Source organism: Flavobacterium sp. ZT3R18 (assembly GCF_007097385.1).
In the GTDB taxonomy this organism is placed as follows: Bacteria; Bacteroidota; Bacteroidia; order Flavobacteriales; family Flavobacteriaceae; genus Flavobacterium.
Window position 1 is genome coordinate 217926 of record NZ_VJZS01000001.1, and the last position, 24265, is coordinate 242190.

General features: G+C 33.9%; 23 protein-coding genes. 11 read left to right on the plus strand and 12 right to left on the minus strand.

The features are described from left to right. Positions 1-24 precede the first annotated feature (24 nt). Positions 25-1437, minus strand: coding sequence for a DUF4403 family protein (locus tag FNW52_RS00905; protein WP_143375526.1), 1413 nt, complete (start codon positions 1435-1437; stop codon positions 25-27). Positions 1438-1612: 175 nt separating this feature from the next. On the opposite strand from FNW52_RS00905, the gene FNW52_RS00910 reads away from it, so the two are divergent. The 7 genes from FNW52_RS00910 to tsaB all read left to right on the plus strand — a co-directional run bounded on the left by FNW52_RS00910 (position 1613) and on the right by tsaB (position 10240). After that, entirely contained in the window at positions 1613-2371 is a 759-nt protein-coding gene (locus FNW52_RS00910; protein ID WP_221933377.1) for an ABC transporter ATP-binding protein, read from the plus strand. Continuing rightward, the gene (locus FNW52_RS00915; protein ID WP_143375527.1) at positions 2364-3608 is read left to right on the plus strand and encodes an ABC transporter permease; all 1245 of its coding nucleotides are present in this window, start codon (positions 2364-2366) and stop codon (positions 3606-3608) included. The genes FNW52_RS00910 and FNW52_RS00915 overlap by 8 nt, the downstream gene beginning before the upstream one ends. A gap of 2 nt (positions 3609-3610) precedes the next feature. Then, a complete protein-coding gene (locus tag FNW52_RS00920; protein ID WP_143375528.1) occupies positions 3611-4876 on the plus strand; it encodes an ABC transporter permease in 1266 nt (421 codons plus the stop codon). 46 nt (positions 4877-4922) lie between these two features. Further along, positions 4923-6041 carry an efflux RND transporter periplasmic adaptor subunit gene (locus FNW52_RS00925; protein WP_143375529.1) on the plus strand — a complete coding sequence of 373 codons (1119 nt, stop codon included), beginning with the start codon at positions 4923-4925 and terminating at the stop codon, positions 6039-6041. 334 nt (positions 6042-6375) lie between these two features. Beyond that, the gene (locus FNW52_RS00930; RefSeq protein ID WP_143375530.1) at positions 6376-7812 is read left to right on the plus strand and encodes a TolC family protein; all 1437 of its coding nucleotides are present in this window, start codon (positions 6376-6378) and stop codon (positions 7810-7812) included. Positions 7813-7818: 6 nt separating this feature from the next. Beyond that, complete coding sequence (locus FNW52_RS00935; RefSeq protein WP_143375531.1) at positions 7819-9111, plus strand: efflux RND transporter periplasmic adaptor subunit; 1293 nt, start codon at positions 7819-7821, stop codon at positions 9109-9111. Between the two features lie 457 nt (positions 9112-9568). Then, the gene (gene tsaB / locus FNW52_RS00940; RefSeq protein ID WP_143375532.1) at positions 9569-10240 is read left to right on the plus strand and encodes a tRNA (adenosine(37)-N6)-threonylcarbamoyltransferase complex dimerization subunit type 1 TsaB; all 672 of its coding nucleotides are present in this window, start codon (positions 9569-9571) and stop codon (positions 10238-10240) included. An 86-nt stretch (positions 10241-10326) separates the two neighbouring features. Here tsaB and FNW52_RS00945 read toward each other — a convergent pair whose 3' ends face one another. From FNW52_RS00945 to FNW52_RS00955, 3 genes are all read right to left on the minus strand, one after another. Continuing rightward, positions 10327-11154 (minus strand): mechanosensitive ion channel family protein, encoded by an 828-nt coding sequence (locus FNW52_RS00945; RefSeq protein ID WP_143375533.1) that lies wholly within the window; start codon positions 11152-11154, stop codon positions 10327-10329. A 114-nt stretch (positions 11155-11268) separates the two neighbouring features. Beyond that, a complete protein-coding gene (locus FNW52_RS00950; protein ID WP_143375534.1) occupies positions 11269-11766 on the minus strand; it encodes a YtxH domain-containing protein in 498 nt (165 codons plus the stop codon). 227 nt (positions 11767-11993) lie between these two features. Next, positions 11994-12887: a NifU family protein gene (locus tag FNW52_RS00955; protein WP_143375535.1), complete on the minus strand. Its 894-nt coding sequence runs from the start codon at positions 12885-12887 to the stop codon at positions 11994-11996. Positions 12888-13013: 126 nt separating this feature from the next. Between FNW52_RS00955 and FNW52_RS00960 the strand changes: the two genes are divergently transcribed. Beyond that, positions 13014-14000 carry a type IX secretion system membrane protein PorP/SprF gene (locus FNW52_RS00960; protein ID WP_143375536.1) on the plus strand — a complete coding sequence of 329 codons (987 nt, stop codon included), beginning with the start codon at positions 13014-13016 and terminating at the stop codon, positions 13998-14000. 14 nt (positions 14001-14014) lie between these two features. Next, the gene (locus tag FNW52_RS00965) at positions 14015-14530 is read left to right on the plus strand and encodes a gamma carbonic anhydrase family protein (RefSeq protein ID WP_143375537.1); all 516 of its coding nucleotides are present in this window, start codon (positions 14015-14017) and stop codon (positions 14528-14530) included. 115 nt (positions 14531-14645) lie between these two features. On the opposite strand, the gene FNW52_RS00970 is transcribed toward FNW52_RS00965, so the two are convergent. From FNW52_RS00970 to FNW52_RS00990, 5 genes are read right to left on the minus strand one after another with little or no spacing between them, the layout of a single operon-like run. Continuing rightward, complete coding sequence (locus FNW52_RS00970) at positions 14646-15359, minus strand: LytTR family DNA-binding domain-containing protein (protein WP_143375538.1); 714 nt, start codon at positions 15357-15359, stop codon at positions 14646-14648. Between the two features lie 42 nt (positions 15360-15401). After that, on the minus strand, positions 15402-16484 hold the full coding sequence (locus FNW52_RS00975; RefSeq protein WP_143375539.1) for a sensor histidine kinase: 1083 nt from the start codon (positions 16482-16484) through the stop codon (positions 15402-15404). Further along, positions 16485-16850: a DUF4907 domain-containing protein gene (locus FNW52_RS00980; protein ID WP_143375540.1), complete on the minus strand. Its 366-nt coding sequence runs from the start codon at positions 16848-16850 to the stop codon at positions 16485-16487. Further along, positions 16834-17832, minus strand: coding sequence for a kelch repeat-containing protein (locus FNW52_RS00985; protein ID WP_143375541.1), 999 nt, complete (start codon positions 17830-17832; stop codon positions 16834-16836). Before FNW52_RS00985 ends, FNW52_RS00980 begins: the two co-directional genes overlap by 17 nt. Positions 17833-17849: 17 nt before the next feature. Continuing rightward, the gene (locus tag FNW52_RS00990) at positions 17850-18713 is read right to left on the minus strand and encodes a DUF6268 family outer membrane beta-barrel protein (RefSeq protein ID WP_143375542.1); all 864 of its coding nucleotides are present in this window, start codon (positions 18711-18713) and stop codon (positions 17850-17852) included. 230 nt (positions 18714-18943) lie between these two features. Between FNW52_RS00990 and FNW52_RS00995 the strand changes: the two genes are divergently transcribed. Both FNW52_RS00995 and FNW52_RS01000 read left to right on the plus strand, forming a co-directional pair. Beyond that, a complete protein-coding gene (locus tag FNW52_RS00995) occupies positions 18944-20266 on the plus strand; it encodes a DUF4270 family protein (RefSeq protein WP_143375849.1) in 1323 nt (440 codons plus the stop codon). 87 nt (positions 20267-20353) lie between these two features. Continuing rightward, on the plus strand, positions 20354-21592 hold the full coding sequence (locus FNW52_RS01000; protein ID WP_143375543.1) for an aromatic hydrocarbon degradation protein: 1239 nt from the start codon (positions 20354-20356) through the stop codon (positions 21590-21592). A gap of 1 nt (position 21593) precedes the next feature. Here the strand turns inward: FNW52_RS01000 and murI are convergent, their stop codons facing one another. From murI to FNW52_RS01015, 3 genes are all read right to left on the minus strand, one after another. Continuing rightward, positions 21594-22370 carry a glutamate racemase gene (gene murI / locus FNW52_RS01005; protein WP_143375544.1) on the minus strand — a complete coding sequence of 259 codons (777 nt, stop codon included), beginning with the start codon at positions 22368-22370 and terminating at the stop codon, positions 21594-21596. Between the two features lie 105 nt (positions 22371-22475). Then, positions 22476-22976 carry an OmpH family outer membrane protein gene (locus FNW52_RS01010; protein ID WP_143375545.1) on the minus strand — a complete coding sequence of 167 codons (501 nt, stop codon included), beginning with the start codon at positions 22974-22976 and terminating at the stop codon, positions 22476-22478. Positions 22977-23012: 36 nt separating this feature from the next. After that, positions 23013-24242 (minus strand): OmpH family outer membrane protein, encoded by a 1230-nt coding sequence (locus tag FNW52_RS01015; RefSeq protein WP_370511557.1) that lies wholly within the window; start codon positions 24240-24242, stop codon positions 23013-23015. Between the last annotated feature and the right edge of the window lie 23 nt (positions 24243-24265).

A 24265-nucleotide genomic window follows, 5' to 3' on the forward strand; every position in this document is an offset into this window, starting at 1 on the left:
TTATTTTTTTAATCACTGACCACTTTACTTCAGCCCATCGACGGCAACGTTTATAGTTCCATTTACTTTTATAAAGGCAATAATGGCTTGATTGGTTAATTGCACTTTTTGAAATTGAATATCTTCCATTTTTCCATTGATGAAAACGCCAGGCATAGGGGAGTAGTTTTTTAGATATGTCATCATGCTTTGTTTGGCTTCATCCAAGTTTTGTTTGATCGAATAACGGCAATTTTCTTCTATCTTTTTCAAAATGATTCCTTGAGCTAACCAGTTTGCGGTGCGCATTAATCGGCTTTTGGTGTCTAGTACGTAGTCTAGTTTGTCAAAATAGATTTCTTTTGTTGTTTCGTTATATTGTGGAATCCCATTTAGATAAATTGTTCCATCTATATCTCCTAAAAGATCTAAAGCAATTACCATTTTGCCTTCTTTGTGCCAAACAGCTACATTTTGTACTTTTACTTTCTTGCTTCCTGATCCAAATTCTTGTCCGACAAAATTGGCAGTTATCAATTTTGATGCGTCTTGGTAGGTTGAAACAGCTGCTATGTTAGCCGAAATTTGCTCTGGAATTTTCTCTACAGATTTTAAAACAATTTTGTTAGTCTCAAATTTCGATTCAGGTTTATAGCCTATTAAAGTTTCCATATTGCATTTCATACCCATGTTGAGTAAGAACGAATCGTTTTTTAGTTTAGGATTGGTAGAATACACTTCGATAGGGGCAATTCTTAACCAGCTTTTATAGGCTTCACTCATCTCAATTGGAGTGCATATTTTGGATAGCGCCTCCATAACATTGGGTTTGAAATCCATTGAGTCTTCGATAGCCGTGTCAATACTTTTTTCGATTTTTGATTTAAAAAGACTCACTGCGGGATTAATGAGATAGGTCACAGGCATATTCTTTCCAAAAACGGTCATTGTAGGACTTTCGACCCAATCCAATGATTTTAATGTTGTTTTAGAACTCAACCTCCAATTGTTTAAACTCACGCTACTCAATAAAGTGACGACTCCATTTAAGTTGAATTCTTGTGTTTTGTATAAGTCTACGCCTAATGTTTTGGTGCCAATTCTGTATCTAACCCAAACTTTTAAGGGTAAAACCGTTTTTATTTTTTCGCCTTCTTTTCCGTGATCATTTGTAATGGTAATGGGGGCTTGTTTCCATACTTTTATTTCAATATTGTCGTCTTCAATTTTGTTGTCTTCGTAGATTAAACCATTTAGTAAAGTATTGGTCTGGTTTTCTATATCTTTCAATTTTATGCTAACGGGTAAGTTAATGTATGACGGAGTGCTACTGTAGGTTAACGGAACGGCATCGTCTGGTTCGGGTTTTAAAGCAGCTATTTTTTGTGAGGTCGAAGCACAACTGACTGTAAAAAGGGCAAATAGAGAGACAATTAGAATTGAAATAGTTTTTAGCATCTGTGTTTTTTGATTGATAAAAACAAAAGTAATAAAACAAATTTATTTTAAGATAAAACTGTAACAATTTTGACAGAAATAAGTCTTATGAATAAAATTAGCACTGAGAGATTAACTTTTTCTTAGTGTTATTGTTTTTATAAAATTAATATTATTGTTTAAAACAAACGAGATCATGATTGAAATTAAAGACTTACATAAATCATACAAAATGGGACATTCCGAGTTGCATGTGCTAAAAGGAATTAATTTCAATATAAAAGAAGGAGAATTGGTGGCCATCATGGGTTCGTCAGGATCTGGAAAATCTACGTTGCTTAATATTCTAGGGATACTTGACGAAGCAGATTCGGGACTTTATACTTTGGACAATGTGCCCATCAAAAAACTGAACGAAACAATCGCTTCAAAATACCGAAACCAATTTCTTGGTTTTGTTTTTCAATCTTTCAACTTAATTAATTACAAAAGCGCATTAGACAATGTGGCTTTGCCTTTGTATTATCAAGGATTAAAGAGAAAAGAGCGAAATGAAATTGCAATGAAGTATTTAGAGAAAGTAGGTTTGGCTTCGCACTCACACCATTTGCCCAATGAACTTTCTGGAGGACAAAAACAGCGTGTGGCTATTGCTAGAGCTTTGGCTTCGAACCCAAAAGTGTTATTGGCCGATGAGCCAACAGGAGCATTAGACACCTTGACCTCTTATGAAGTAATGGAGTTGATACAAGGAATCAACGACGAAGGGAAGACTATTTTGATCGTGACTCACGAGCCAGATATTGCCGCTATGTGCAAAAGGAATGTGGTTTTGAAAGATGGATTAATCATTGATGATAAAATGGTAGAACAAGTTAGGGCCTCTTCCTATAAAAAAGATTTGATTCTCGATGATAAATTAGTGGAACAAGTTAGAACTTCATCTTATGTTTAATATTGAACGTTGGCAAGAAATATTTGAGGCTATTGCCAAAAATAAACTGAGAACTTTCCTAACTGGAATCTCGGTGGCTTCGGGTATCTTTATTTTGGTTATTCTTCTTGGAGTTGGAAAAGGGTTGCAAAACGGAATCGAAAAACAATTTGAGCGGGATGCAGCTGGAATAATTGAGGTATGGTCTGGTGCTACCACCAAAGCCTACAAAGGGTTGAATCCGGGTAGACAAATACAACTTAGGAATAGTGATTACGATGTTTCAGTTCAAAAATTTGGGGATCAATTCGATAAAAATGTTTCTACTTACAATGCTTGGGGAGCTAGTATAGTACATGGAAAAGAGTCAGGAAACTATCAATATCGGGGAGTGAATTCAGATTATTTGGCCATCGAGAATGCCACTGTTGTTCAAGGTAGATTTATAAATGCGAATGATCTCATTTATAATGAAAAAGTAGCTGTAATTGGTCAGAAAATAAAGTTAGATATATTCAAGGAAAAGAATCCTATTGGAGAACAAATTACAGTCAATAATATCAATTTTAAAGTGGTTGGTGTTTATACAGATCCTGGAGGCGAAAGAGAAGAAGGAAGGGTGTTTTTGCCTTTGTCTACTACTCAAAAGGTTTATGGGGTAGGAGATAAGATTAGTAATATGTTTTATACCCTGAAAAAGAAAGATACTTATGAAGAGGCTCTAGCTGAAGCGGCTAAATTTACTGCTGATTTAGGGGTGTTGTTGAAAAGTAAAAACACAATTGCCCCCGATGATGAAAGCGCGATTGGACTTCATAATTCTACTATTGAAGCCAAGAAATTTTATGATTTGAATCTTTATATTCGATTGTTTTTTTGGTGGGTCGGAATATGTACCATTATAGCAGGGGTTGTTGGAGTAAGTAATATTATGATGATCATTGTAAAAGAGAGGACTAAAGAGATTGGTATTCGGAAAGCACTGGGGGCATCTCCAATTTCAATTATTGTGATGATTTTGCATGAGTCTATCTTTATTACCACTATTTCTGGTTTTACTGGATTATTAACAGGATTGGCACTTTTAGAATTAATTGGGCCACATGCACAAAGTGAATACTTCGTGAATCCGCAGGTAGATTTTACCGTAGCCCTATCAACCTTAATTGTTTTGATAGTTGCCGGAGCTTTGGCAGGATTTGTTCCGGCTTATCAAGCGGCAAAAATTAGACCCATTGTAGCACTTAGAGACGAATAATTATGTTTGATAGAGAAAATTGGAACGAAATTTTAGAAGCTTTAACCGCTAATACCTTCCGAACGCTACTAACGGCTTTTGGAGTGTTTTGGGGGATATTTATTTTGGTAATTTTATTGGCTGCTTCAAATGGATTGGAGAATGGTGTCAAAAAAGGATTTGACGGTATTGCTACAAACACTATGTTTATGTGGACACAAACCACATCAAAGCCCTACAAAGGTTTGCCTAAAACCAGAAAGTATGATTTTAGGAATAGTGATGTTGATGCTTTAAAGCAAAAATTCCCAGACTTATTATATGTATCTCCTCGTAATCAATTGGGAGATTTTAACGGGGTAAGTAATGTTGTTAGAGGAACAAAAACTGGTGCTTATACCATTTATGGAGATTATCCTGAATTGGTCAAACAAGAGCAAATGGATATTGTTAAAGGGCGTTTTGTAAATCAACAGGACATTCTTTCAAGACGTAAAGTGGCTATAATTGGTAACGGTGTTATTACAGAACTGTATAAAAATGCAGAAGAAGTAATAGGAACTTATGTCAAAATAAATGGAATCAATTTTATGGTGGTGGGGGTTTATAAATCCAAGGGCAATAATAATGGTAATGCCGAATCGGCTCAAAAAAATATTTTTATCCCTTTTACGACCTTTCAGCAAGCATTTAATTTTGGAGATACTGTTGGTTGGATGGCGCTTACCGCAAATGATGATGCGTCTATTACAGAACTTAAACCTGGAATTCTAGCATTTATGCGAGATAGACATTCCATACATCCCGATGATGAAAGAGCGGTTGGTAATTTTGACTTGTTTAAAGAGTTTCAGAAAGTACAAGATCTGTTTATGGTTCTTAAGTTTATTGCTTATTTTGTTGGGACATTAGTATTGTTGTCTGGTATCATTGGGATTTCGAACATAATGTTAATCGTTGTTAAAGAGCGAACCAAAGAAATAGGAATCCGAAGAGCATTGGGAGCTACACCAGGTGCCATTCGATCCCAAATATTGCTAGAAGCAATCTCTCTAACTATAATAGCTGGTATGTTTGGTATCGCTGTAGCTACAGGATTAATAGCCATACTGAATATGATTTTAGCATCAATGCCTACAGATGGGATGATGTTTATTAATCCAAGTGTTGACTTAGTGGTGGTTTTTATAGCCTTACTGATATTAGTTGGCTCGGGGTTGTTAGCTGGATTTATTCCTGCTCAAACCGCCATAAATGTCAAACCTGTTGATGCCTTACGAACAGAATAAAATTTCAATCAAAAAACAATAATAATCGAATAAAAAATTCACAAAAATGAAAAAAGGATTAACCATAACCGTATTGATTTTAATAGCAATAGTTTTTTTCGGAGCTTTATATTACTTGTATGCCAAAAATCAGGAATCTCCCATAGTTTTTCAAACGGATAAAGTAGAAGTGAAAACTATAGTAAAAAGTACTCTTGCTACAGGAAATATTGTGCCAGATGAAGAAGTCTTGATTAAACCAAATATTTCGGGAATTATTGAAGCAGTCTATATTAAAGCTGGAGAATCGGTGAAGGCTGGCGATATGATTGCCAAAATTAAAGTGGTTGCCAATGTTTCTAATTTGAGTAATTCTCAAAATCAAGTGAAAACAACTAAAATTGAATTGGATAATCAAGAGAAATTATTTCAAAGACAAAAAACTTTGTTTGACAAAGGAGTGATTTCTGCCAATGATTTTGATGCAGCACAATTGGCCTATAATCAAGCGAAACAAAATTACAATGCTTCGAGACAAGGTTTTGATATTGTAAAAACAGGAACAACTTCTGGACTGGGAAATTATGCCAATACTTTGATTCGTTCTACTGTAAACGGTATGGTGCTTGATGTTCCTGTAAAAGTGGGGAATCAAGTAATTGAAAGTAATAATTTTAACGAAGGAACCACTATTGCAAGTGTTGCTGATATTGGCAGAATGATATTTGTGGGTAAAGTGGATGAGTCTGAAGTAGGGAAGATAAAATTGAATATGCCGATAGAGATTACGATTGGTGCTATCGAAAATAAAAAATTTGATGCTGTTTTGACTTACATTGCCCCAAAAGGGAAAACAGAGAATGGAGCGATCCAATTTGAAATCAAAGCTACAATGACTAATCGAGATAATACTTTTATCAGAGCAGGTTTGAGCGCCAATGCTTCAATCATATTAGAAAAAGCCGATAAAGTTCAAGCACTGAAAGAATCGTTAGTTCAGTTTGATAAAAAAACACTAAAACCGTATGTAGAGGTTGAAACGAGTACGCAAAAGTTTCAAAGGAGAGATATAACACTAGGTGTTAGTGACGGAATTTATGTTGAAATAAAAAGCGGAATCAAGTCTTCTGATAAAATAAAAGTTTGGAATCAAGGCTTGAAAACCGAAGAGGAAAAGAAAGAATAGAAAAAAATGCAAGTATTTAGTGAATAGCCATTAGTGAATAGCTGTGTTCGTGTTTTAAACGCAAAACAATGTCTAAAGTAATTACAAAAAAAGGATCAATCCATATTTCCTTGAATTGTTAATCTTTTAGACAGTTAGGGCCAATCACTCTTTACTAATCACTAATGGCTGAATAGTTAATAAAAATTGAAGTGTAAAGTTAAGTTAAATGGGCTCGGTAGGTTTGCTGTGCTTTTTATTCAATAAAAAATGAAATCGCCATGATTCCTAAATCACAAATTGGAATGAAGAATGGCGATACCATATTCCTTTAAAAAACAAATATTATCTTCGTATGAAAAAAATAAATTATTTAAAAATTGCCTTTGTCTTTTTGATAGGATTTTCGTCTCAGGCACAAACCAAAGTATGGACATTAGAAGAATGTGTAAAGTATGCTGTAAAAAACAATATTTCGATTAAGCAATCGGAGTTGGATACAATATCTGCTAATATTAATAGAAAAAGTGCTTTTGGGAGTTTTTTGCCAACAGTCAATTTGAATGCCAATCATTCTTGGAATGTTGGTTTGAATCAGGACATTACGACTGGACTTTTGAGGAATCAAACCACACAATTCTCTGGTATTGGAGCTAATGTTGGTGTAGATATCTATAAAGGGATGCAAAATCAAAATACACTTCGAAAAGCCAATCTTTCTATTGTTGCTTCAAAGTATCAAGTGTTAAAAATGCAAGAGGATATTGCTTTGAATGTGGCTAATGCTTTCTTGCAAGTGCTTTTTAATAAAGAAAACCTAAAAGTGCAAAAAGAACAATTGGCTATCAATGAAAAACAATTCAAACGTTCCGAAGAATTGGTCAAAGCGGGGTCTATACCTCGTGGAGATTTGTTGGATGTCAAAGCAACGGTAGCTTCTAACAAGCAAAATATGATTACGGCAGAAAATACTTTGTTGATTTCTAAATTGAGTTTGGCGCAATTGTTACAGTTAAAAGAGTTTTGGGACTTTGATGTAATTGATGATACCAATATCAAAGACGAGAATAATATTATGTCAAATACACCAATTGCTATTTATGCTAAGGCAAAAGAAAGTAGAACGGAGTTGAAAATTGCACAAACGAATTTAGAAATCGCTGAGAAAGATGTAGCAATTTCCAAAGGGGCTTACCAGCCTACGTTAAGTGGGTTTTATAATTTTAATACAAGAGCAAGTTATAGTGATGTTGTGGTAGGATCTACGCCAAATCTAGCAGATCCGACCTCTGTTGTTGGCTTTGTAGAAGGAACAAATCAAAACGTGTTGCGTCCTAATTCATCGCCAGTGTTGGGAAGTGCGGCACCAGTTATGGATCAATTTAGTGATAACAAAGGACATTCTTTTGGAGCACAATTGTCGATTCCTGTTTTTAACGGATTCTCAGTAAGAAACAATGTAGAACGTTCTAAAGTAGCTTTAGAAAAATCAAAAATTGCTGTAGAAAAACAGGAATTAGATTTACAAAGAAATGTATATACTGCTTTTTCCGATGCCAAAGGAGCATTGAATGCACATGAATCTTCAATTGTCGCACTAGAATCTAGAGAAGAAGCGTATAATTATGCCAAAGAAAAATACGCAGTAGGTCTAATGAATTCTTTTGATTTTAATCAATCGCAAACTTTGTTAACCAATGCACAATCGGAGGTTATTAGAACCAAATACGATTATATCTTTAAAATAAAAATATTGGAATTTTATTTTGGAATTCCAATTATCAAAAATTAAGTTATCATGTCAAAAAAAGCAATTTATATTTTAATAGGTTCTGCTGTAGTTATTATTGGATTATTAGTGGGACTTTCAAAAGCGGGAGTAATAGGAAATAAAGATAAAGGAAAAGCAATCGAAATAGCCAATGTCAGTACTGGAACTATTGTCGAAACCGTTTCGGCAACAGGGAAAATTCAACCTGAAATTGAAGTAAAAATCTCTTCGGAAGTTTCTGGAGAAATTATTTCACTAAATGTAAAAGAAGGTCAAGTAGTCAAAAAAGGGGATTTATTGGTTAAGATTAATCCAGATTTATACACATCGGGATACAATCGTTCGGTTTCTAATTTGTCTGGAACCAAAGCGGGTTTAAGCCAGTCTGATGCTTCTTATAATGAAGCCAAAGCAAATTACGAAAGAAATAAATCATTATTTGAAAAAGGAATTATCTCCAAATCAGATTGGGATAAATCCGTAGCTTCTTTCGAAGTGGCCAAAGCGAACAAACAGTCGGCTTATTACAATGTGCAAAGTGCATCAGCAACCGTAAATGAAGCCAAAGATAATTTGGGGAGAACAACCATTTACGCTCCTGCAGATGGTACTATTTCTGTGCTTAATGTAGAACTTGGCGAAAGAGTTTTAGGGACACAACAAATGGCTGGAACCGAAATTTTGAGAGTCGCCAACTTGAATAATATGGAAGTTGAGGTAGACGTAAATGAAAATGATATTGTAAAAATTAAAGTGGGTGACCTTGCCAATGTTGAGGTTGATGCTTATTTGAAAAAGCAATTCAAAGGTGTCGTTACCAGCATTTCTAATTCGGCTAGCACTGCATTAACGGCAGATCAAGTAACTAATTTTAAAGTGAAGGTTAGAATTCTAAAGGAATCCTATAAAGATTTGATGGTAGGAAAACCACTTTCGTACTCTCCATTTCGACCAGGAATGACCGCTACGGTAGATATTATTACCAAAACACGAGCAAATGTAGTTAGCGTTCCTATTAGTGCTGTAGTGGTGAAATCAGATACTACTGCTGTGTCAGCAATGAAAATTGAAGATCCAGAATCTGACAAAAAGAAACCAGCTCCTAAAAGCGATAAGAAACTAGAATGTGTTTTTGTAAAAGTAGGGGATAAAGCCAAAATCAGGATTATAAAAACGGGTATTCAAGACGATACTAATATTGAAGTATTGTCTGGTCTCAAAAAAGGAGATGTTGTAATTACAGGGCCTTACACTACGGTTTCTAAAGATTTGAATTCAGGGGACAAAGTATTTATTGAATCGGATGTTAAGAAGAAATAGTTTTAATTTATGAAACTGCTTTTAATTAGTTTCAGTTCTCTTGTTAAAACAAAACGCTTAATTCATAATAAATCGTTTTAACTTATATTTCTTAAAAAAAAAACACATCCGACTCATAAAACGTAAGGATTGAAATAAAAAGACTAACCATATAAGTAATATAAGAAAATGTAAGTTTTTTTCATGCAGCTTATATGACCTTGTTTTTCTTATATGGTTAAAATTAATTGCTGTTTAATTTGGAATATAGCCAACCAAAACAAAAACACGTCTTGAACTTTCTTGACGTGTTTTTGTTTTTATAAAGGATTTTTCAAAATTCGGTGTAAATTTGCAGTCGTATCAATCTGTTTAAGGTTTTTAGATCTGTTCAATCTGCAATCTAAGCTTCGGCTTCGCTCAGCTACCGAAATCTAAAATCTACATTCTACAATCTAAACTCTAAAATCGTTAAAAAGTGTCCTACATCCTCAACATAGAAACCGCCACCAAAAATTGTTCTGTTGCTTTAGCAAAAGAAGGAAAAACAATAGTGTGTAAAGAAATTGCCGAAGAAGGGTATTCCCATGCTGAACGCTTGCATGTTTTTATCGAAGAAATCATCAAAGAAGCGGGGATTGAATTGAAAGACTTAGCGGCTATTGCAGTAAGTCAAGGTCCTGGTTCTTATACGGGATTGCGTATTGGTGTTTCGGCGGCCAAAGGGCTGTGTTACGCATTAGACATTCCGTTGATTGCGGTAGATACTTTGCAGATACTAGCTTCTCAAGTAACAGTAACGGATGGTTTGATTGTTCCCATGATAGATGCTCGTAGAATGGAAGTGTACAGCGCTATATTCTCATCAGCTTTAGAGAAAAAAAGAGAAATTCTGGCAGAGATAATCACAGAAAATTCTTTTGAAAAGGTGTCTGAAAAAGTATATTTTGTAGGCGATTGTAATGAGAAATGCAAAACGGTTTTGACAAAAGATAATTTTGTGTTTTTGGATACCATTAAGTATCCTTCTGCCAATGAAATGAGTGCATTGAGTTTTGATAAATACAAAAAAAGCGACACTGTAGATGTCGCCTATTTTGAACCCTATTATTTGAAAGATTTCTTGATCACGACTCCGAAAAAGAAATAGTAAAACAGTCTCAGTTTTCAGTCACAGTGACTCCACGACTGAAAACTGTCCCGATATCTATCCTATCGTGAGAAAACTCAATTCTCCTAGCGCTTGGAAAACTCCGCAACATAAGGTTGAAAAGTAATTTCGGCAGCATCAAAAGCTAATTTGCAGTTTTCTAAAGTATCCGAGAAAACGGCTCCAAAATCTTCGTTATTTGCCCACGGTCTAACCGCTAGCTGAATTGAATTATCGGTAAGATTCTTTACAGAAACCTCTGCGGCAGGTGTTAATAACACTTTTGGATTGTTTTTTAAGATCGTTGTTATGATTTCTTTGGCCTTTTTGATATCGGTGTCGTACGAAATGGCAATGGTCAAATCGACTCTTCTGTATCCTTCCATAGAATAGTTGATAATAGTGCCGTTAGATAAGGCACCATTGGGTACGAAAATAGTTTGATTGTTGGAGGTAATTAATTTGGTAACAAAAATTTGAATTTCTCTAACGGTTGCGATTACCCCTTGCGCCTCAATAGTATCTCCCACTTTAAAGGGCTTGAAAAGTATGATAAGCATTCCGCCAGCAAAATTAGATAGGGATCCCTGTAATGATAAACCAACCGCAAGTCCCATCGCTCCAAGAATGGCTACAAATGATGAGGTTTCAATTCCTAATTTTGAAATAAAAGAAACAAATAATAATACTCTTAATACCCACAATAAGATATCGGCTAGAAATTTGGTCAATGTTGGATCCAATTCTCTTTTGATCATTATTTTTCGAATAATTCTATTGATAATTCGGATGGCGTAAAGCCCAACAAATAAAATGATAAAGGCAGAAATTACCTTTGGAGAATAATCTATCAGAACTTTTAAAAAAGTGCTGGCATAACTTGTAATGGTAATGTATTCAGAATCTAGTATCATAATTTAAATAAAAAAACCTTCCCAATGGAGAAGGTTGTAGTTTGAAATGCAAAAATACTAATTATTTATTTTCTTTAAAAGCTAATCAGCATCTTCTTCAATTCTATTTGTTGTTTAAATATTTCCTTCCTCTGGATCTTTTGTAAGAGGACTCGGTTTTTCTTTTAATGTGTCTATTGTTTCAGTTTCAGAGACTTTGGTTTCTTCTATAAGCTTTTCAGTCTTTTCTGTAAGTGGTGTTACCGCTCCTTTTGCCTTTTCGATTGTTTCCTCAACAACTGTTTGTGCTTTTTCTATATATGGAGTTGCAGTTTCGGTTACTTTTGCTACCGTTTCTTCGACAATTGCTTCTGCTTTTTCTAGGTATGGAGTTGCAGTTTCTTTTGCTTTTGTTACCGTTTCTTCGACAAGTGCTTCTGCTTTTTCTAGGTATGGAGTTACAGTTTCTTTTGCTTTTGTTACGGTTTCTTCAATAAAATCTTCCGCCTTGTCCACATAAGGTTTGGCAGCTATTTTGGCTTCTTCTACAACAGTTTCTGCTTGTTCTACGGTTTCATGCGCTGCTTCTTTGGCTGTGCCAAATAAGTTCTTGAAAAATGATGATACTCCCATGTTTTTTATGTTTAGTTTAGATATCAAATGTAAACTTTTTTTTAATTATTTCAGAATTTAAAAACGTATAATTTATTGAAAATCAGTTATTTTTGAATTTGTAAAATGGTTGTAATTAGTTTTTAGGTTTAAAAAAAAAGCGTTTCAGTAGAAACGCTTTTTTAGAAATTTAAGATTGTCAATCTGGGATTGTATTCTTAGAAAAACAGATATCAGATTGTTTTTTTTTAAACAGCTTCTACTTTTATGCCTTCGTCATTTAGCATACTTTTTAGCATATTTTCGATACCGCTTTTCAACGTAAAAGTAGAGGATGGGCAACCATTACAAGCCCCTTGCATAATTACTTTTACCGTTTTTGATGTTTCATCGTAGGAGTCAAAAAGGATATTACCACCATCTGCAGCTACAGCGGGTTTTACGTATTCTTCTAAAATGTTGATGATTTTTTGTGAAGTTTCGTCTAGTGCATCAAAAGATTCGTCTTTCGTTTTTTCGTCCGCAACAATGGCTTCAATTAGACTTTCGTCTAAAACTGTTCCTCCGTTTTCGATATATTGTTTGATGAAACTTCTTATTTCAAGGGTGATGTCTTGCCATTCATTAATGTCATATTTGGTAACAGAAATGTAATTTTCATCTATAAAAATCTCTTTCACATACGGGAATTTAAACAACTCTTTTGCCAAAGGAGACGGAGCGGTTTGATCGATATTTTTAAATTCGATGGCGTTTTTTGTCAACATTCTACTGACCACAAATTTTAAGGCAGCAGGATTTGGTGTTGACTCCCCATAAACCGTAATAGGTTGTTTCTTGGTTTTGTTTTCATCAACCGTAATTATAATTCCGCCTTTGTCGACAAAAGCTTCAATTTGTTCTGCGACGGCTTCTTTTACATCATCCCATTCTACAATGCTAAACCTTTCGATAGCAATAAAATTACCCGAAATGTAAACAGTTTTTACAAAGGGTAAATAAAATAGTTGTTGTGCTAGTGGAGATGCTTTGGCTTCGTCTATATTTTTAAATTCAAAACTTTCATTTTGAGTGATGAAATCTTGGAATTCAAATTTTAATATGGTTGGATTTTGGGTTTCTTTTATGGTGATTTTTGTCATGATTTTTAAAATTTTTCACAAATTTAGTAAAGTTATTTTCTACGATTACCTATATTTGATATTTTAATGAATTAATTAACAAAAGGTTGGTTTTGTTACACCTTAGTTTTATAAAATCTCATCCTAATGTACCTTAAAATCAAGTTTTTAGTCGTTTTTGGTTTAATCTCCGTAAGTGTTTTTTCGCAAGAAGGAATACCCGTGTACTCTGATTATTTGTCAGACAATTATTATTTGATTTTCCCTTCAATGGCTGGGGCTTCTAATTGTGCGAAAGTTAGACTAACCTCAAGAAAGCAATGGTTTGACCAAACAGATGCGCCTCAGCTGCAAACTTTAAGTTTTAATGGTCGAGTAGGAGAGAAATCTGGTTTAGGCGCTGTTGTTTTTAATGATGTCAATGGGTATCATTCTCAATTTGGTTTCAAAGCTACTTATGCGTACCATCTTATGTTTTCTAGAGATGAGATCGATTTGAATCAGTTGTCTTTTGGAATTAATGCAGGTGTGAATCAGAGCCAATTGGACGAAAGTAAGTTTACGGATTTTGATCCCGTACTGGGAGGTATTGTTCAAAAAGCTTCTTATTTTAATATGGATATCGGTGCATCTTATAATGTATTCGATTTTAGTTTAAATGCTGTAGTCAAGAATGTTTTAGAGACAAGACAAAATATTTATACAGAATACGAAAGCGATAACTTAAGAAAATTTATTGTTAGCGGAGGCTATGTTTTTGGAGATGCCAAAAAAATTTTATGGGAGCCTTCTCTTTTGTATCAATTTGTAGATAGAACAAAGGAAAGTGCATTAGATATAAACATGAAAGCCTACAAAAATTTAAGTGCAGGTAGTCTTTGGGCTGTTTTGTCCTATAGAACCAGTTTTGATGGTGCAGATCATCTTAGCGGAAATGGTACTAATAGTCAGAAATTACAATATATTACACCTGTAGTAGGTTTTAACTATAAGAATTTTATGTTTGCCTATACATACACTTATTTGCTAGGGGACGTTCAGTATGATACTTCAGGATTACACCAACTTACTTTGGGTGTTAATTTGTTTTGTAAACGGGAGAAATACGATTGTAACTGCCCAGCAATCAATTAAATTTAGCTTAAAATATGATAATAAAATCGGTTAACGGAAAACATCCCAATATTCCAGAAGATTGTTATGTGGCAGAGAATGCTACCATTGTTGGGGATGTTACTTTTGGGGCATCCTGTAGTGTTTGGTTCAATGCGGTAATTCGTGGCGATGTGAATTTTATAACCATTGGCAACAAAGTCAATATTCAAGACGGAGCCATTGTGCATTGTACCTATCAAAAGCATCCTACTATCATTGGGAATAATGTGTCTATTGGTCATAATGCCATTGTACACGGTTGTACCATACATGACAATGTGTTAATAGGTATGGGCGCAATTGTTATGGATAATTGTACGGTTGGGAGTAACTCTATTATTGCTGCGGGTGCTGTGGTTACCCAAAACACGGTAGTAGAATCTGGTTCCATTTGGGCGGGTGTTCCAGCCAAGAAGGTCAAAGATATTGACCAATCTAATTTTGCTGGCGAAATTGAGCGCATTTCTAATAATTATGTAATGTATTCGAGTTGGTTTAAAGAGGAGTAAATTATATCGAACAACAACTTAAAGTCAAAGTGAACTTTGTTAAATTTAGCCACGAATTACACGAATTGTAACTAATTTTTAAAATAATTAATTGATAGAATTTGTGTAATTCATGTCAAAGATTTATTTTCTCAAAGAAAGCGGTTTTATAACTCTCACTAATTGGAATCCTTTTTTCGGCTATTAAAACTTTGTTTTTTTGGATGGATTTGACGTGTTTTATATTGATGATATACGAACGATGAATTCTCGCAAAACCTTTAGATGATAATAAGTTTTCTAGTTTTATTAGGCTAATCAGCGTTAAGGTGTACTTATTATCGGTGGTGTATATTTTGACATAATCTTTCAATCCTTCGATAAATAAAATATCTGCAAAATTTAATTTTACATTTTCATATTCGGCTCGAACGAACATAAAATCATGTTCAATTTCGGGAATAGATGCGACGGGATTTCCTACTGGCAGGTTTTGGGGGTTAAAGATTTGTTGTGCCCGCAAAACAGATTTTAAAAATCGGTTAAAAGGGATGGGTTTTACCAAATAATCTACCGCGCCAAGATTAAATCCCTCAACAGCATAATTAGAGTAGGCGGTTGTAAATATGATTAGCGGTTTTTTTTCGATGGCATTGATGAAATCAATTCCGGAAAAATGAGGCATTTCGATGTCCAGAAAAATCAAATCTATATTCGTACTATTGATTATCGAAATGGCATCAATTGCATTGGTAAATGTTGTGACAAGTTCGAGTGTGTCCACTCTGCCAACAAATTCCACCAATAAATCAACTGCAAGCGGTTCATCGTCTATAATAACACATTTCATATTTTTTCTGGTTTAAAATGTTGGTGTGAAGGCTGAATTTGTTTATAACTGAATTTGTTCTAATTGCAAAACCAAATGTACTGTATAAATTGTTTCTGTTGCAATTAAATCCAGTTGATGTGCATTTGGATATAGCAAAGTAAGTCTGTTTTTAATATTTGCCAGTCCAATTCCTGAATTTTCAGGATCTTTGGTGTGGTTCTCTACTTTGTTTTCTACCCAAAAATCCAAAATATTTCCTTCGATTGTTATTTTGATTTTTACAAAAGCCGCTCCTTTATAATCAGTGCCATATTTGAAGGCATTTTCGATAAAAGAAATCAAAAGCAAGGGTTCAATGTATTTGTTTTTGGTTTCGCCATGAATATTTATGACAATGTTTTCGATGTTATTCAATCTCAATTTTTGCAACTCAATATAGTTTTTGATATAATTGATTTCTTTTTCAAGGAACACGGTTTTATTGTCGGTTTCATACAGCATATACCGCATCATTTCGGATAAAGTGACAATAGCATCTGGTACCAAATCAGATTTCTTATGAGCCAATGAGTAGATACTATTTAGCGAGTTGAATAAAAAATGTGGGTTGGTTTGTTTTCTTAAATAGTTTAATTCTGTTGCTGTTCTTTGGCTTTCGACAATTAATTTGTTTTGTTGGTCATTATAAAACTCTGATAATGTTTTTATTATGGTGCTAATAGCAATAATTAAAACATAAAAGAAAGAAGGGACAATTTTGAAGAAAAAAGGTTGTTCTTTTTTTTCGATTCTTGGATTGCTTAGAAGAGGTGTTTTTGGCGGATTTATGCCGTTTGGAGGTCTCATTTCTCTAAATTCGGGCATGAAAAATTGGTATCTACAGACCATTATGATCACTATCAAAACAATTAAAATGGCAAAATAAGAGATGTATTTCTTTTGCAAAAGTAATGAAGGAACCAGATAGAAATAATTGAGATAAAAGAGTATTATTCCTAATATCCATTGTACATAAAAATCGGCATTGATATGAAATGGACTTTCATAAAACTGAATGAGGGACGTACAGATAAAAAAACACCAAATGATACTGTGAATTAGTATTTTGTTTGAGTCGTTGTTTTTTATTGATACGATGTTCATCTATATTCTTATTTTTAATAAAATTAAATCATTTTTTGTAATAGTTGGGGACAAATTAGACTCCATTTTTTTTAGAACCAATTGACCTATTGCCAAAGCTTCTTTTTCTGACTTGAAACTTTTGTATTCGCTAATAGCGGGTATGACCGTTTGCTTAATAATTATTTTTTTATTGTTTGAAATAGTGTAACCCCAGCTGTTATTGACTTTTATGGATTGAAGTTTTAAATTTTCTTTCCTTTCACAACAAATAGAGAGTAATAAACCAAGCAGGAATGTTAGAATACATAAATTTAAAAAACAGGATAAATCCTTCTGAAATTGTTTCCAAAAGGATTTGTTTTCGGTACTAGTTGTCATTGTCATTTTGTGCGTCATTTGGTTTGAATTCCCATACATCGTCAAAATAGGATGTTCCTGATTTTCCAAGTATAACAAAACCTTTTTCGCCATTGATGGTTATTCCTGTTGCATCAGATCTTCCGGATCCTTCTAGAGCTGTTTTTTCTTTCCAAATATCAGTCTTGGGATTGTATTCCCAAATGGTGTTTCCACTTTCTCCACACATCAAATACCCCAGGTCATTTATAGCAAAACTAGAAGCATTGGCTCTTTTGAGAGAATAGGTGTCGTGGTCGGTTTCATCGTCATTCAGATCTCTTTTTCGGGTCCAGACATCGGTACTTGGGTCAAATGCCCAAAAATCTACTTGATTAACACCACTGTTTATTCCTGTTCCTAAATAGGCAATATCGTCAATAACAAAAACCGTTGCGTTTCTTCTTTTGTTGCCACTAAATCCGTTTACTAGTGTCCAAGAATTATCGGTGGGGTTGTATTGGTAAAAATCTTTTAGATAATTGCCATCATATCCAGTTCCTAAAAACGCTTTTCTTCCTACTTGAAAACCAATTGCTCCATAACGGGCTGTTCCTGCAAAATCTGCTTTTTTAGTCCAAACATTAGTATTTGGATTGTATTCGTAAAAATCTTTTAGTTTATTGGTTCCATCATAGCCCAGACCTATATAGCCTTTTCCGTCTAGTTCAAATCCTGATCCGGAGCTTCTGGCAACACCCGTAAAGTCTGCTTTTTGTTCCCAATAATCTCCAGTTGAGTTATAAGCCCACAGATCTTTTAGATATTCATCCCCAGTATAACCTGTAGCTACATAGGCATAGGTGCCAATGACAAAACTTGTTGCGCTAGATCGTGCAGGTCCATCAAATGCTGATTTTTTTATCCAGTTTCCTAGTTTTTCTTCCTCGTCGTCATTGTTACTACAGCTAATGAAAATTAAGCTAACAAGTAAAGTACTTAGAAATATTCCTTTTTTTAAATGTTTCATAATATGCGTGGTGTTTATTAAAGTTTGTATTTAATGTTTATTGAAAAGATACCTCCGTTTTTTAAGGATTTACCCATTTCATTTGTTCTCGTTTCATCAGAAAATGTAAATTCTTTGTTCGATGAATACCCGCCTTTGAGGCTGATGTACCAAGAAGTATCCATGTTTCTTTCGAATTGTAATGTGGTTTCCATTTGTGAAAACCCCACTTTTGTAATGGTGTTTAAATCCTGTGTTAGTATGGGAGAATTTAGGCTGTAACTACTACCGCTAAAGTCATTGTTCAAGCTAAATTTATTTCGAATACTATTGGAGTAGGATAGTTCTGAACTGGGGAATCCTAATTTTAAATAAGTGTCCTTGTTAAATTGATGATAATAGGCGAATGTTGGTAGCATTTCGGGTTTGCCAAAAACGGTCATTTTTTTTACTCCTACAGTAATGCTATTGTTTTTGTTTAATGATTGACTAAGCTCGATCCCTCCTAAAAGAATTAGATCCGAAATATTAAAATTACTTTCATAGTTAGCCGTTGGTTCTATTGCTAGAGTCAGTTTTGTTTTCGCTTTTAATTGTAGAGAAAATTCAAAAGTATTTTCAAAACTAGTAAAGCGTGTAGCATCATTGTTTGCGGCATAGTTCTTTGTAAGGTAGTTTTTAATTTCATTTGTTACCGTTGTGTTTTTGTATCGAAACGTATTTGTCAATTTGTTTTTTGTTCCCATATTCTTGAAACATTGTATTCCAATTCCCGTCTGGTTTATAGAGCCATCTTCTATTGGTTCTGTTTTAATGTTTAGATCAATAGTCAATCCTTTTTGTGCATAAACACTAAAGAGGGGGATCAGAATCAAAAGCTTTGTATAGTTGTTTATTCTCATTATTTAATTATTGGCTCAAAAGTAGTTGTGTTGTCAATAATTAAAAAAGAATATATATGTACGGCTTTATTCCATAGACAAATGGGCGATTATTAGGGTTGAAACTCGATTAGCAACCAAATAGGCGGTCATAGATTGTTTTGTGCTTTTTGTAGATAGATTAACTCGAACGGTATATGTTATTAGAACTACTGGAACGAGTGCTTATATATTTGCTTAAAAAAATGGGTATGTATAAGTTTTTGATTTTGATTTTTTCGGGGTTATTAATTATTTCCTGCGATTCGGATACTGATGTAGGTGAATTTGTAGTTGGGGCAGATTACCTAGCGATTAAAAATAAAGTGATCTCGATAGATACTGTAACTGTGGATGTTTCGACTATAAAACTAGACTCTTTAGTCACATCAAGTGAAAGTAGAATTTTGGTTGGGAATTATGATGATCCTCTTTTTGGAAAAGTGAAGGCGGACAGTTATTTTCAAGTTTCGACAACAGCGTTTAATCTCTATAGTCAAAACTCAGACACGGATGCAACGGGATATGTATTCGATTCTATTGCAATGATCTTAAAGTATGATGACTATTATTATGCAGATACAACCAAAGTTCAGACTTTAAGCATTCATAGGATTTTGAAAAAGTTTAAAGCAAATATTAATAACTCTAGCTTTTATAATAATTCTAGTTTGAATTATAATGATACGAGTATTGGGAGTGTCAGTTATAGACCAAAACCCATTAGTAAGGACAGTATTAATATTAAACTGAGCAATGCTTTTGGATTAGAATTCTTTAATAAGTTTAAGAATAATGAAATTACAAGTTCCGAAGAGTTTGCTGATTATTTAAAGGGATTTATGATTACCTCCGCCTCCAACTCTTCTACAAGTGTAATAGGATTTAATTTGTTGAGTAAAGTTCGTTTGTATTATTCTAAAGGAACTGCTGCTAGTGGAGAAAGTTATGTAAAAGATTTTACCATTCTAGATGCCGGTAAGCAGTTTAACGCTATTTCATCGGATAGGGCAGGAACTCTAATTCAAGATCTGCCATTGTCCAAAATGAAATTATCTAGTACGTTAACAGAGAATAAAGGTTTTATTCAATCGGGTACAGGGATAGTTTGTCGGGTAGATTTTCCTAATATAAAACAGCTAAAATACCTCTCGGATAAAGGGGCAATTGTAGATGCAAAGTTGATCATGAAACCCGCTAAGAATTCCTATTCGAAAATGTTTCCCTTGCCAGAAAAATTAAATATTTATGTAGTCGATAATTATAATAGAATGAAATCTACTCTCACAAATTCTAGTGGTGAAAACATAGTAGCAGTTCTAAATAGTACTAATAATGAATTTGATGAAATTGTAGGTTATGAATTGTCTCTGGGGTCTTTTTTGCAAAAAGAAATGTTGAAAGAATCGGATTCAAAGAGTGGTTTACTCTTTACATTGCCCATTTTATCTAAAGTTGTAGATAGAGTTGTACTGGGAGATCAGACCAATAAGGAAAGTAAAATGAAATTACAAATCTATTATATCACGTATTAAATGAAATCGCCATGACAAAAGTTGTCGCAAACACCAATGAAGATCTGGCGATACCATATTCCTATAAAAAACAAATATTATCTACATATGAAAAAGAGTTGTCCGTTTTTGGTTTTAGTGTTTTTTACTTCTTTTTTTGCTTCTTCTCAAAGTATTGCGACCTCTCCGTATTCTCTTTACGGATTAGGGAGTTTGTATGAATCTAATTTTGGGTTTATTCCAGCTCTTGGTACTGCAGGAATAGCATTGTCTTCGGTTGGTTTTATCAATAATAAAAATGCGGCTTCGCTTGTAGATATTCCTGAAAACAACTTCTTTTTTGAGGTAGGGGGGACAGGCATTCAATCGTCTTTTGAAAGTAATTTGAAAAAAGAAAATCGAAATAATGTTCAGTTTTCCCATTTTGCTTTTGCTTTTCCGATTACTAATAAATCCGCATTTAGTCTTGCTATGATGCCTTATTCCAGTTCGTCGTTTAAAATATCAGGATTAAAAATTCCAATAATTGACGGCAGTAATGAATCTTATTATTTAGATGTAATAGGCACTGGAGGGCTGAATAATCTGGATTTGTCGTATGCTTATAAATTAAGTAATAAGTTGTCTGTAGGATTTTCTGCCTCTATCCTTTTTGGAGGCACTACCGATGAAAGAACTTATACGATTAATAGTTCTGTTACAAGTATCGATAAAAAAGTAAATTATAGTGGTGTCAGACCCATTTTAAGTTCACAATTCAAGATGAATCCTTCGCTTACTTTTGGATTAAATGTAAAATCGCCAACACGAATAAATGCTTCAAAAGTTCAATCGGTTACTGTTGTGAATGGTACAGGTACGTCTTATTTGGAGACGGAAAAAAAATCGGATACCGATGATTTTTATTTGCCATTAGAAATAGGGGTAGGGTTTAACAAAGCCTTTAAAAACAAATTAAACGTAACGGTTGATTACGAAAAAAGATTTTGGGACGCCACCAATCAGTCGGATATGTATGGTGTTTTTTCCAATCAAGAAAAATTTGCATTAGGGTTCTCTTATCAAAAAGCAAAAACATCTAGAAACTATTTCGAAAAGATAAAATATGCCGCTGGCGTAAATTATGACACGGGTTATTTAGAAGTGGATAGTAAGAAAATTAATGACAAGAATTTTTCAATTGGAGTTTGTTTACCTTTAGATCATCTGTCTTCGGCCTTATTTATTTCTTATACTTATGGTCAAAAAGGGCAAATTACAAATTCATTAATTCAAGAAAATTATCATAAACTTACATTGAATATTAATCTAGACGGGATTTGGTTTGTAAAAAGGAAGATGGACTAGTTTAAAAATCCCTCTCCTCAACCGTATAGTTATTATCTAAAATTTCTGCCAAAACTTTTGGATTTGAATTGCTATAGAAAATTGGATTATTGTTTTTACCACTCGAAAAACCTACTTTGTTTTTTAGTATTTTTCGGGTTTGTTTCGCAACCGCTTCTCCAGAATCAATGATTTGAATATGTGCTGGTAGAATCTTTTTTATTTGCGGTATCAAGTAGGGGTAATGACTGCATCCCAATACGAGATAATCAATATTGGCCTCAATCATAGGGGTAAGATAGGAAAGTAGTAATTCAGTCATTTCTGGCGAATTAATATCGCCGTTCTCTATGAGTTGGACTAATCCGTGACCTACTTGTTCAATGATTTTCGTGTCATGGTATATTTCTGTAGTTTTGTTGAAAAGAGCACTGTTTAAGGTTCCTTTTGTGGCAAGAATTCCTATTGTCTGTGTTTTCGAATGTGTGGCCGCGGGTTTTATGGCGGGTTCAATTCCAATAAACGGAATAGTGTATTTAGCTCTTAATTCTTGAATTGCATTGGTGGTGGCCGTATTACAGGCTACGACTATCAATTTACATCCCATTTCAATCAATAAATCAGTGTTTTTTATGCTCAAGGCAATGATTTCCTCTTTTGATTTTTGTCCATAAGGAGCATTTTTACTGTCTGCCAGATAAATGGTTTCCTCATTTGGTAGCAAATTGTGTATGGCTTTCCAGATGGATGTTCCTCCAATTCCTGAGTCAAAAATTCCGATAGGTTGATCGTTTGTCATAGATGCAAATATATACGCTATTTTAAATATACTATAATTTTCTTGTAAAAAAAAACTGCCCGACCAATATTTTGGAAGAGCAGTTTCTGATTTTTTTTTAGGGTATTAAAATCCTAAATCTTTTTTTACATCAGCAGTAATATTTGTTCCGTCTGCAAGTAAAAGAGTAGATCCGTCTAATACATATTGAAATCCTTTTGCTTTACCTACTTTTTGGATAGAAGCTCTTACTTTTTCCATGATTGGTTTTACAATTTCAGATTCTTTAGTCTGTAATTCTTTTTGAGCATTGTCTCTAAAGTCAACAATTCTTTTTTGCATATCTTGAACTTCTTTAGAACGTTCTTGATTTATAGCTTCAGTAACTGTTGCAGATTCAGCTTCGTATTTTTTTAATTTTGCTTGGTATTCTTCAACCATTTTTTTGTAGTCTGTATCATAGGTACCACTCAATTTTTCTAATTGTTTTTGAGCATCAAGCATAGCAGGCATTTTTCCCATAATTTCGCTTACATCAACATGAGCCACTTTCGTTTGTGCATTAATGGTTTGAGATGCTCCTAGTATAAGAATTGCAGCAATTAGTAAAGTTTTGATTTGTTTCATCGTTTTAAAATATTTAGTAATTAATTAGTGTTTGTATTATTGCTTTTTTATTAATTTATCGTCGTTAGCTTTTTTTGCAGCTTCTTTTTCTTCAAGATCTTTTAATCTCTTTTCTTCGAGTGCTTTTTTTGTAGCTTCTCTTTCTTCAATAATTTTTTTTCTTTTCTCTTCTAATGCTTTTTTACGCTCTTCTTGTACGTTTGGTTTGACTTCAGTTGTGGGCTTTTCTGCAGCATTACTCACAGGAGTTTTTGCTGTTGTTTCATCCGTTTTGGCTGTTACTGCTTTCGTGCTATTTTTTTTAGCTTCTCTGTCAGCAAGTTCTTTTGCTCTTTTTTCTTCAAGTGCTTTTTTTGCCGCTTCTCGCTCTTCAAGAATTTTTTTTCTTTTCTCTTCTAAAAGCTTTTTTTGTTCTTCTTGAGCACTCGGTTTAATCGGTTCGGTTGTTGTTTTTTCTGCTACACCATTTGAAGAAGTTGTTTCAGCAGTTGTTTTTGCAACAACTGTGCCGTTTTTTTTAGCTTCTCTTTCGGCAAGGAGTTGTTTTCGTCTTTCTTCGAACTGTCTTTTTGTTTCTTCTTGCGCTTGCTTTTTGGCTTCAATTAATTTTTCCCGTGCTGTTTTTTTATCTTCTAAGGCTTTCTCTCTTTCGGACAAAGCTGGGTTTTCATTGATAGCATCTTCTTTGTTGTCCTTTTCTTGTTCTTCTTTTAACTGTTTACTGGTCAGTTGCTCTCTTTTTTCGCTTCGATTTAATACTCGTATTACTTGATCGCTGACATCAAATCGTTTTGCAGCAAAAAGAATAGTTAAATGTGACGACTTGTCAAATATAAAATCATATTTTTTTGCTTCTGCAATATCTTGAACAGCTGTAAATATTTGATCTTGAATGGGTTTTACTAATCCTGCTTTTTGCGTAATTAAATCTCCATTTGGGCCAAATCTTTTTTGTTGATAATCTAGTTTCTCAGTTTCAAGGAACTTTATTTCTGTTTCTCTTTCTTCGATTAAAGCTGCTGTCAGTAATGGCTTTTCTGCTTTTAAGGCATCACTTAGTTTATTGATTTCTATTTTTTTAGCTTCAATTTCTTGCTTCCACTTTTGAGCTTTTTCTTCCAATTGGGCTTTCGCTTCTATATAATTAGGAACGTTTTGCAAAATGTATTCCATATCGATATAGCCTACTTTGTTACCTTTGGTTTGTGCTCCAATTGTAGTTGTCACAATAAGTAGTAAAATTATAAATAAAAATTGTTTTCTCATAATTTTTAAAATTAGAAATTGAG

Bases quoted from the DNA above. Each gene is read 5' to 3' on its own strand.
- FNW52_RS00905 (WP_143375526.1), bottom strand. From the start codon at position 1,437: ATGCTAAAAACTATTTCAATTCTAATTGTCTCTCTATTTGCCCTTTTT.
- FNW52_RS00910 (WP_221933377.1), top strand. From the start codon at position 1,613: ATGATTGAAATTAAAGACTTACATAAATCATACAAAATGGGACATTCC.
- FNW52_RS00915 (WP_143375527.1), top strand. From the start codon at position 2,364: ATGTTTAATATTGAACGTTGGCAAGAAATATTTGAGGCTATTGCCAAA.
- FNW52_RS00920 (WP_143375528.1), top strand. From the start codon at position 3,611: ATGTTTGATAGAGAAAATTGGAACGAAATTTTAGAAGCTTTAACCGCT.
- FNW52_RS00925 (WP_143375529.1), top strand. From the start codon at position 4,923: ATGAAAAAAGGATTAACCATAACCGTATTGATTTTAATAGCAATAGTT.
- FNW52_RS00930 (WP_143375530.1), top strand. From the start codon at position 6,376: ATGAAAAAAATAAATTATTTAAAAATTGCCTTTGTCTTTTTGATAGGA.
- FNW52_RS00935 (WP_143375531.1), top strand. From the start codon at position 7,819: ATGTCAAAAAAAGCAATTTATATTTTAATAGGTTCTGCTGTAGTTATT.
- FNW52_RS00945 (WP_143375533.1), bottom strand. From the start codon at position 11,154: ATGATACTAGATTCTGAATACATTACCATTACAAGTTATGCCAGCACT.
- FNW52_RS00950 (WP_143375534.1), bottom strand. From the start codon at position 11,766: ATGGGAGTATCATCATTTTTCAAGAACTTATTTGGCACAGCCAAAGAA.
- FNW52_RS00955 (WP_143375535.1), bottom strand. From the start codon at position 12,887: ATGACAAAAATCACCATAAAAGAAACCCAAAATCCAACCATATTAAAA.
- FNW52_RS00960 (WP_143375536.1), top strand. From the start codon at position 13,014: ATGTACCTTAAAATCAAGTTTTTAGTCGTTTTTGGTTTAATCTCCGTA.
- FNW52_RS00965 (WP_143375537.1), top strand. From the start codon at position 14,015: ATGATAATAAAATCGGTTAACGGAAAACATCCCAATATTCCAGAAGAT.
- FNW52_RS00970 (WP_143375538.1), bottom strand. From the start codon at position 15,359: ATGAAATGTGTTATTATAGACGATGAACCGCTTGCAGTTGATTTATTG.
- FNW52_RS00975 (WP_143375539.1), bottom strand. From the start codon at position 16,484: ATGAACATCGTATCAATAAAAAACAACGACTCAAACAAAATACTAATT.
- FNW52_RS00980 (WP_143375540.1), bottom strand. From the start codon at position 16,850: ATGACAATGACAACTAGTACCGAAAACAAATCCTTTTGGAAACAATTT.
- FNW52_RS00985 (WP_143375541.1), bottom strand. From the start codon at position 17,832: ATGAAACATTTAAAAAAAGGAATATTTCTAAGTACTTTACTTGTTAGC.
- FNW52_RS00990 (WP_143375542.1), bottom strand. From the start codon at position 18,713: ATGAGAATAAACAACTATACAAAGCTTTTGATTCTGATCCCCCTCTTT.
- FNW52_RS00995 (WP_143375849.1), top strand. From the start codon at position 18,944: ATGTATAAGTTTTTGATTTTGATTTTTTCGGGGTTATTAATTATTTCC.
- FNW52_RS01000 (WP_143375543.1), top strand. From the start codon at position 20,354: ATGAAAAAGAGTTGTCCGTTTTTGGTTTTAGTGTTTTTTACTTCTTTT.
- murI (WP_143375544.1), bottom strand. From the start codon at position 22,370: ATGACAAACGATCAACCTATCGGAATTTTTGACTCAGGAATTGGAGGA.
- FNW52_RS01010 (WP_143375545.1), bottom strand. From the start codon at position 22,976: ATGAAACAAATCAAAACTTTACTAATTGCTGCAATTCTTATACTAGGA.
- FNW52_RS01015 (WP_370511557.1), bottom strand. From the start codon at position 24,242: ATGAGAAAACAATTTTTATTTATAATTTTACTACTTATTGTGACAACT.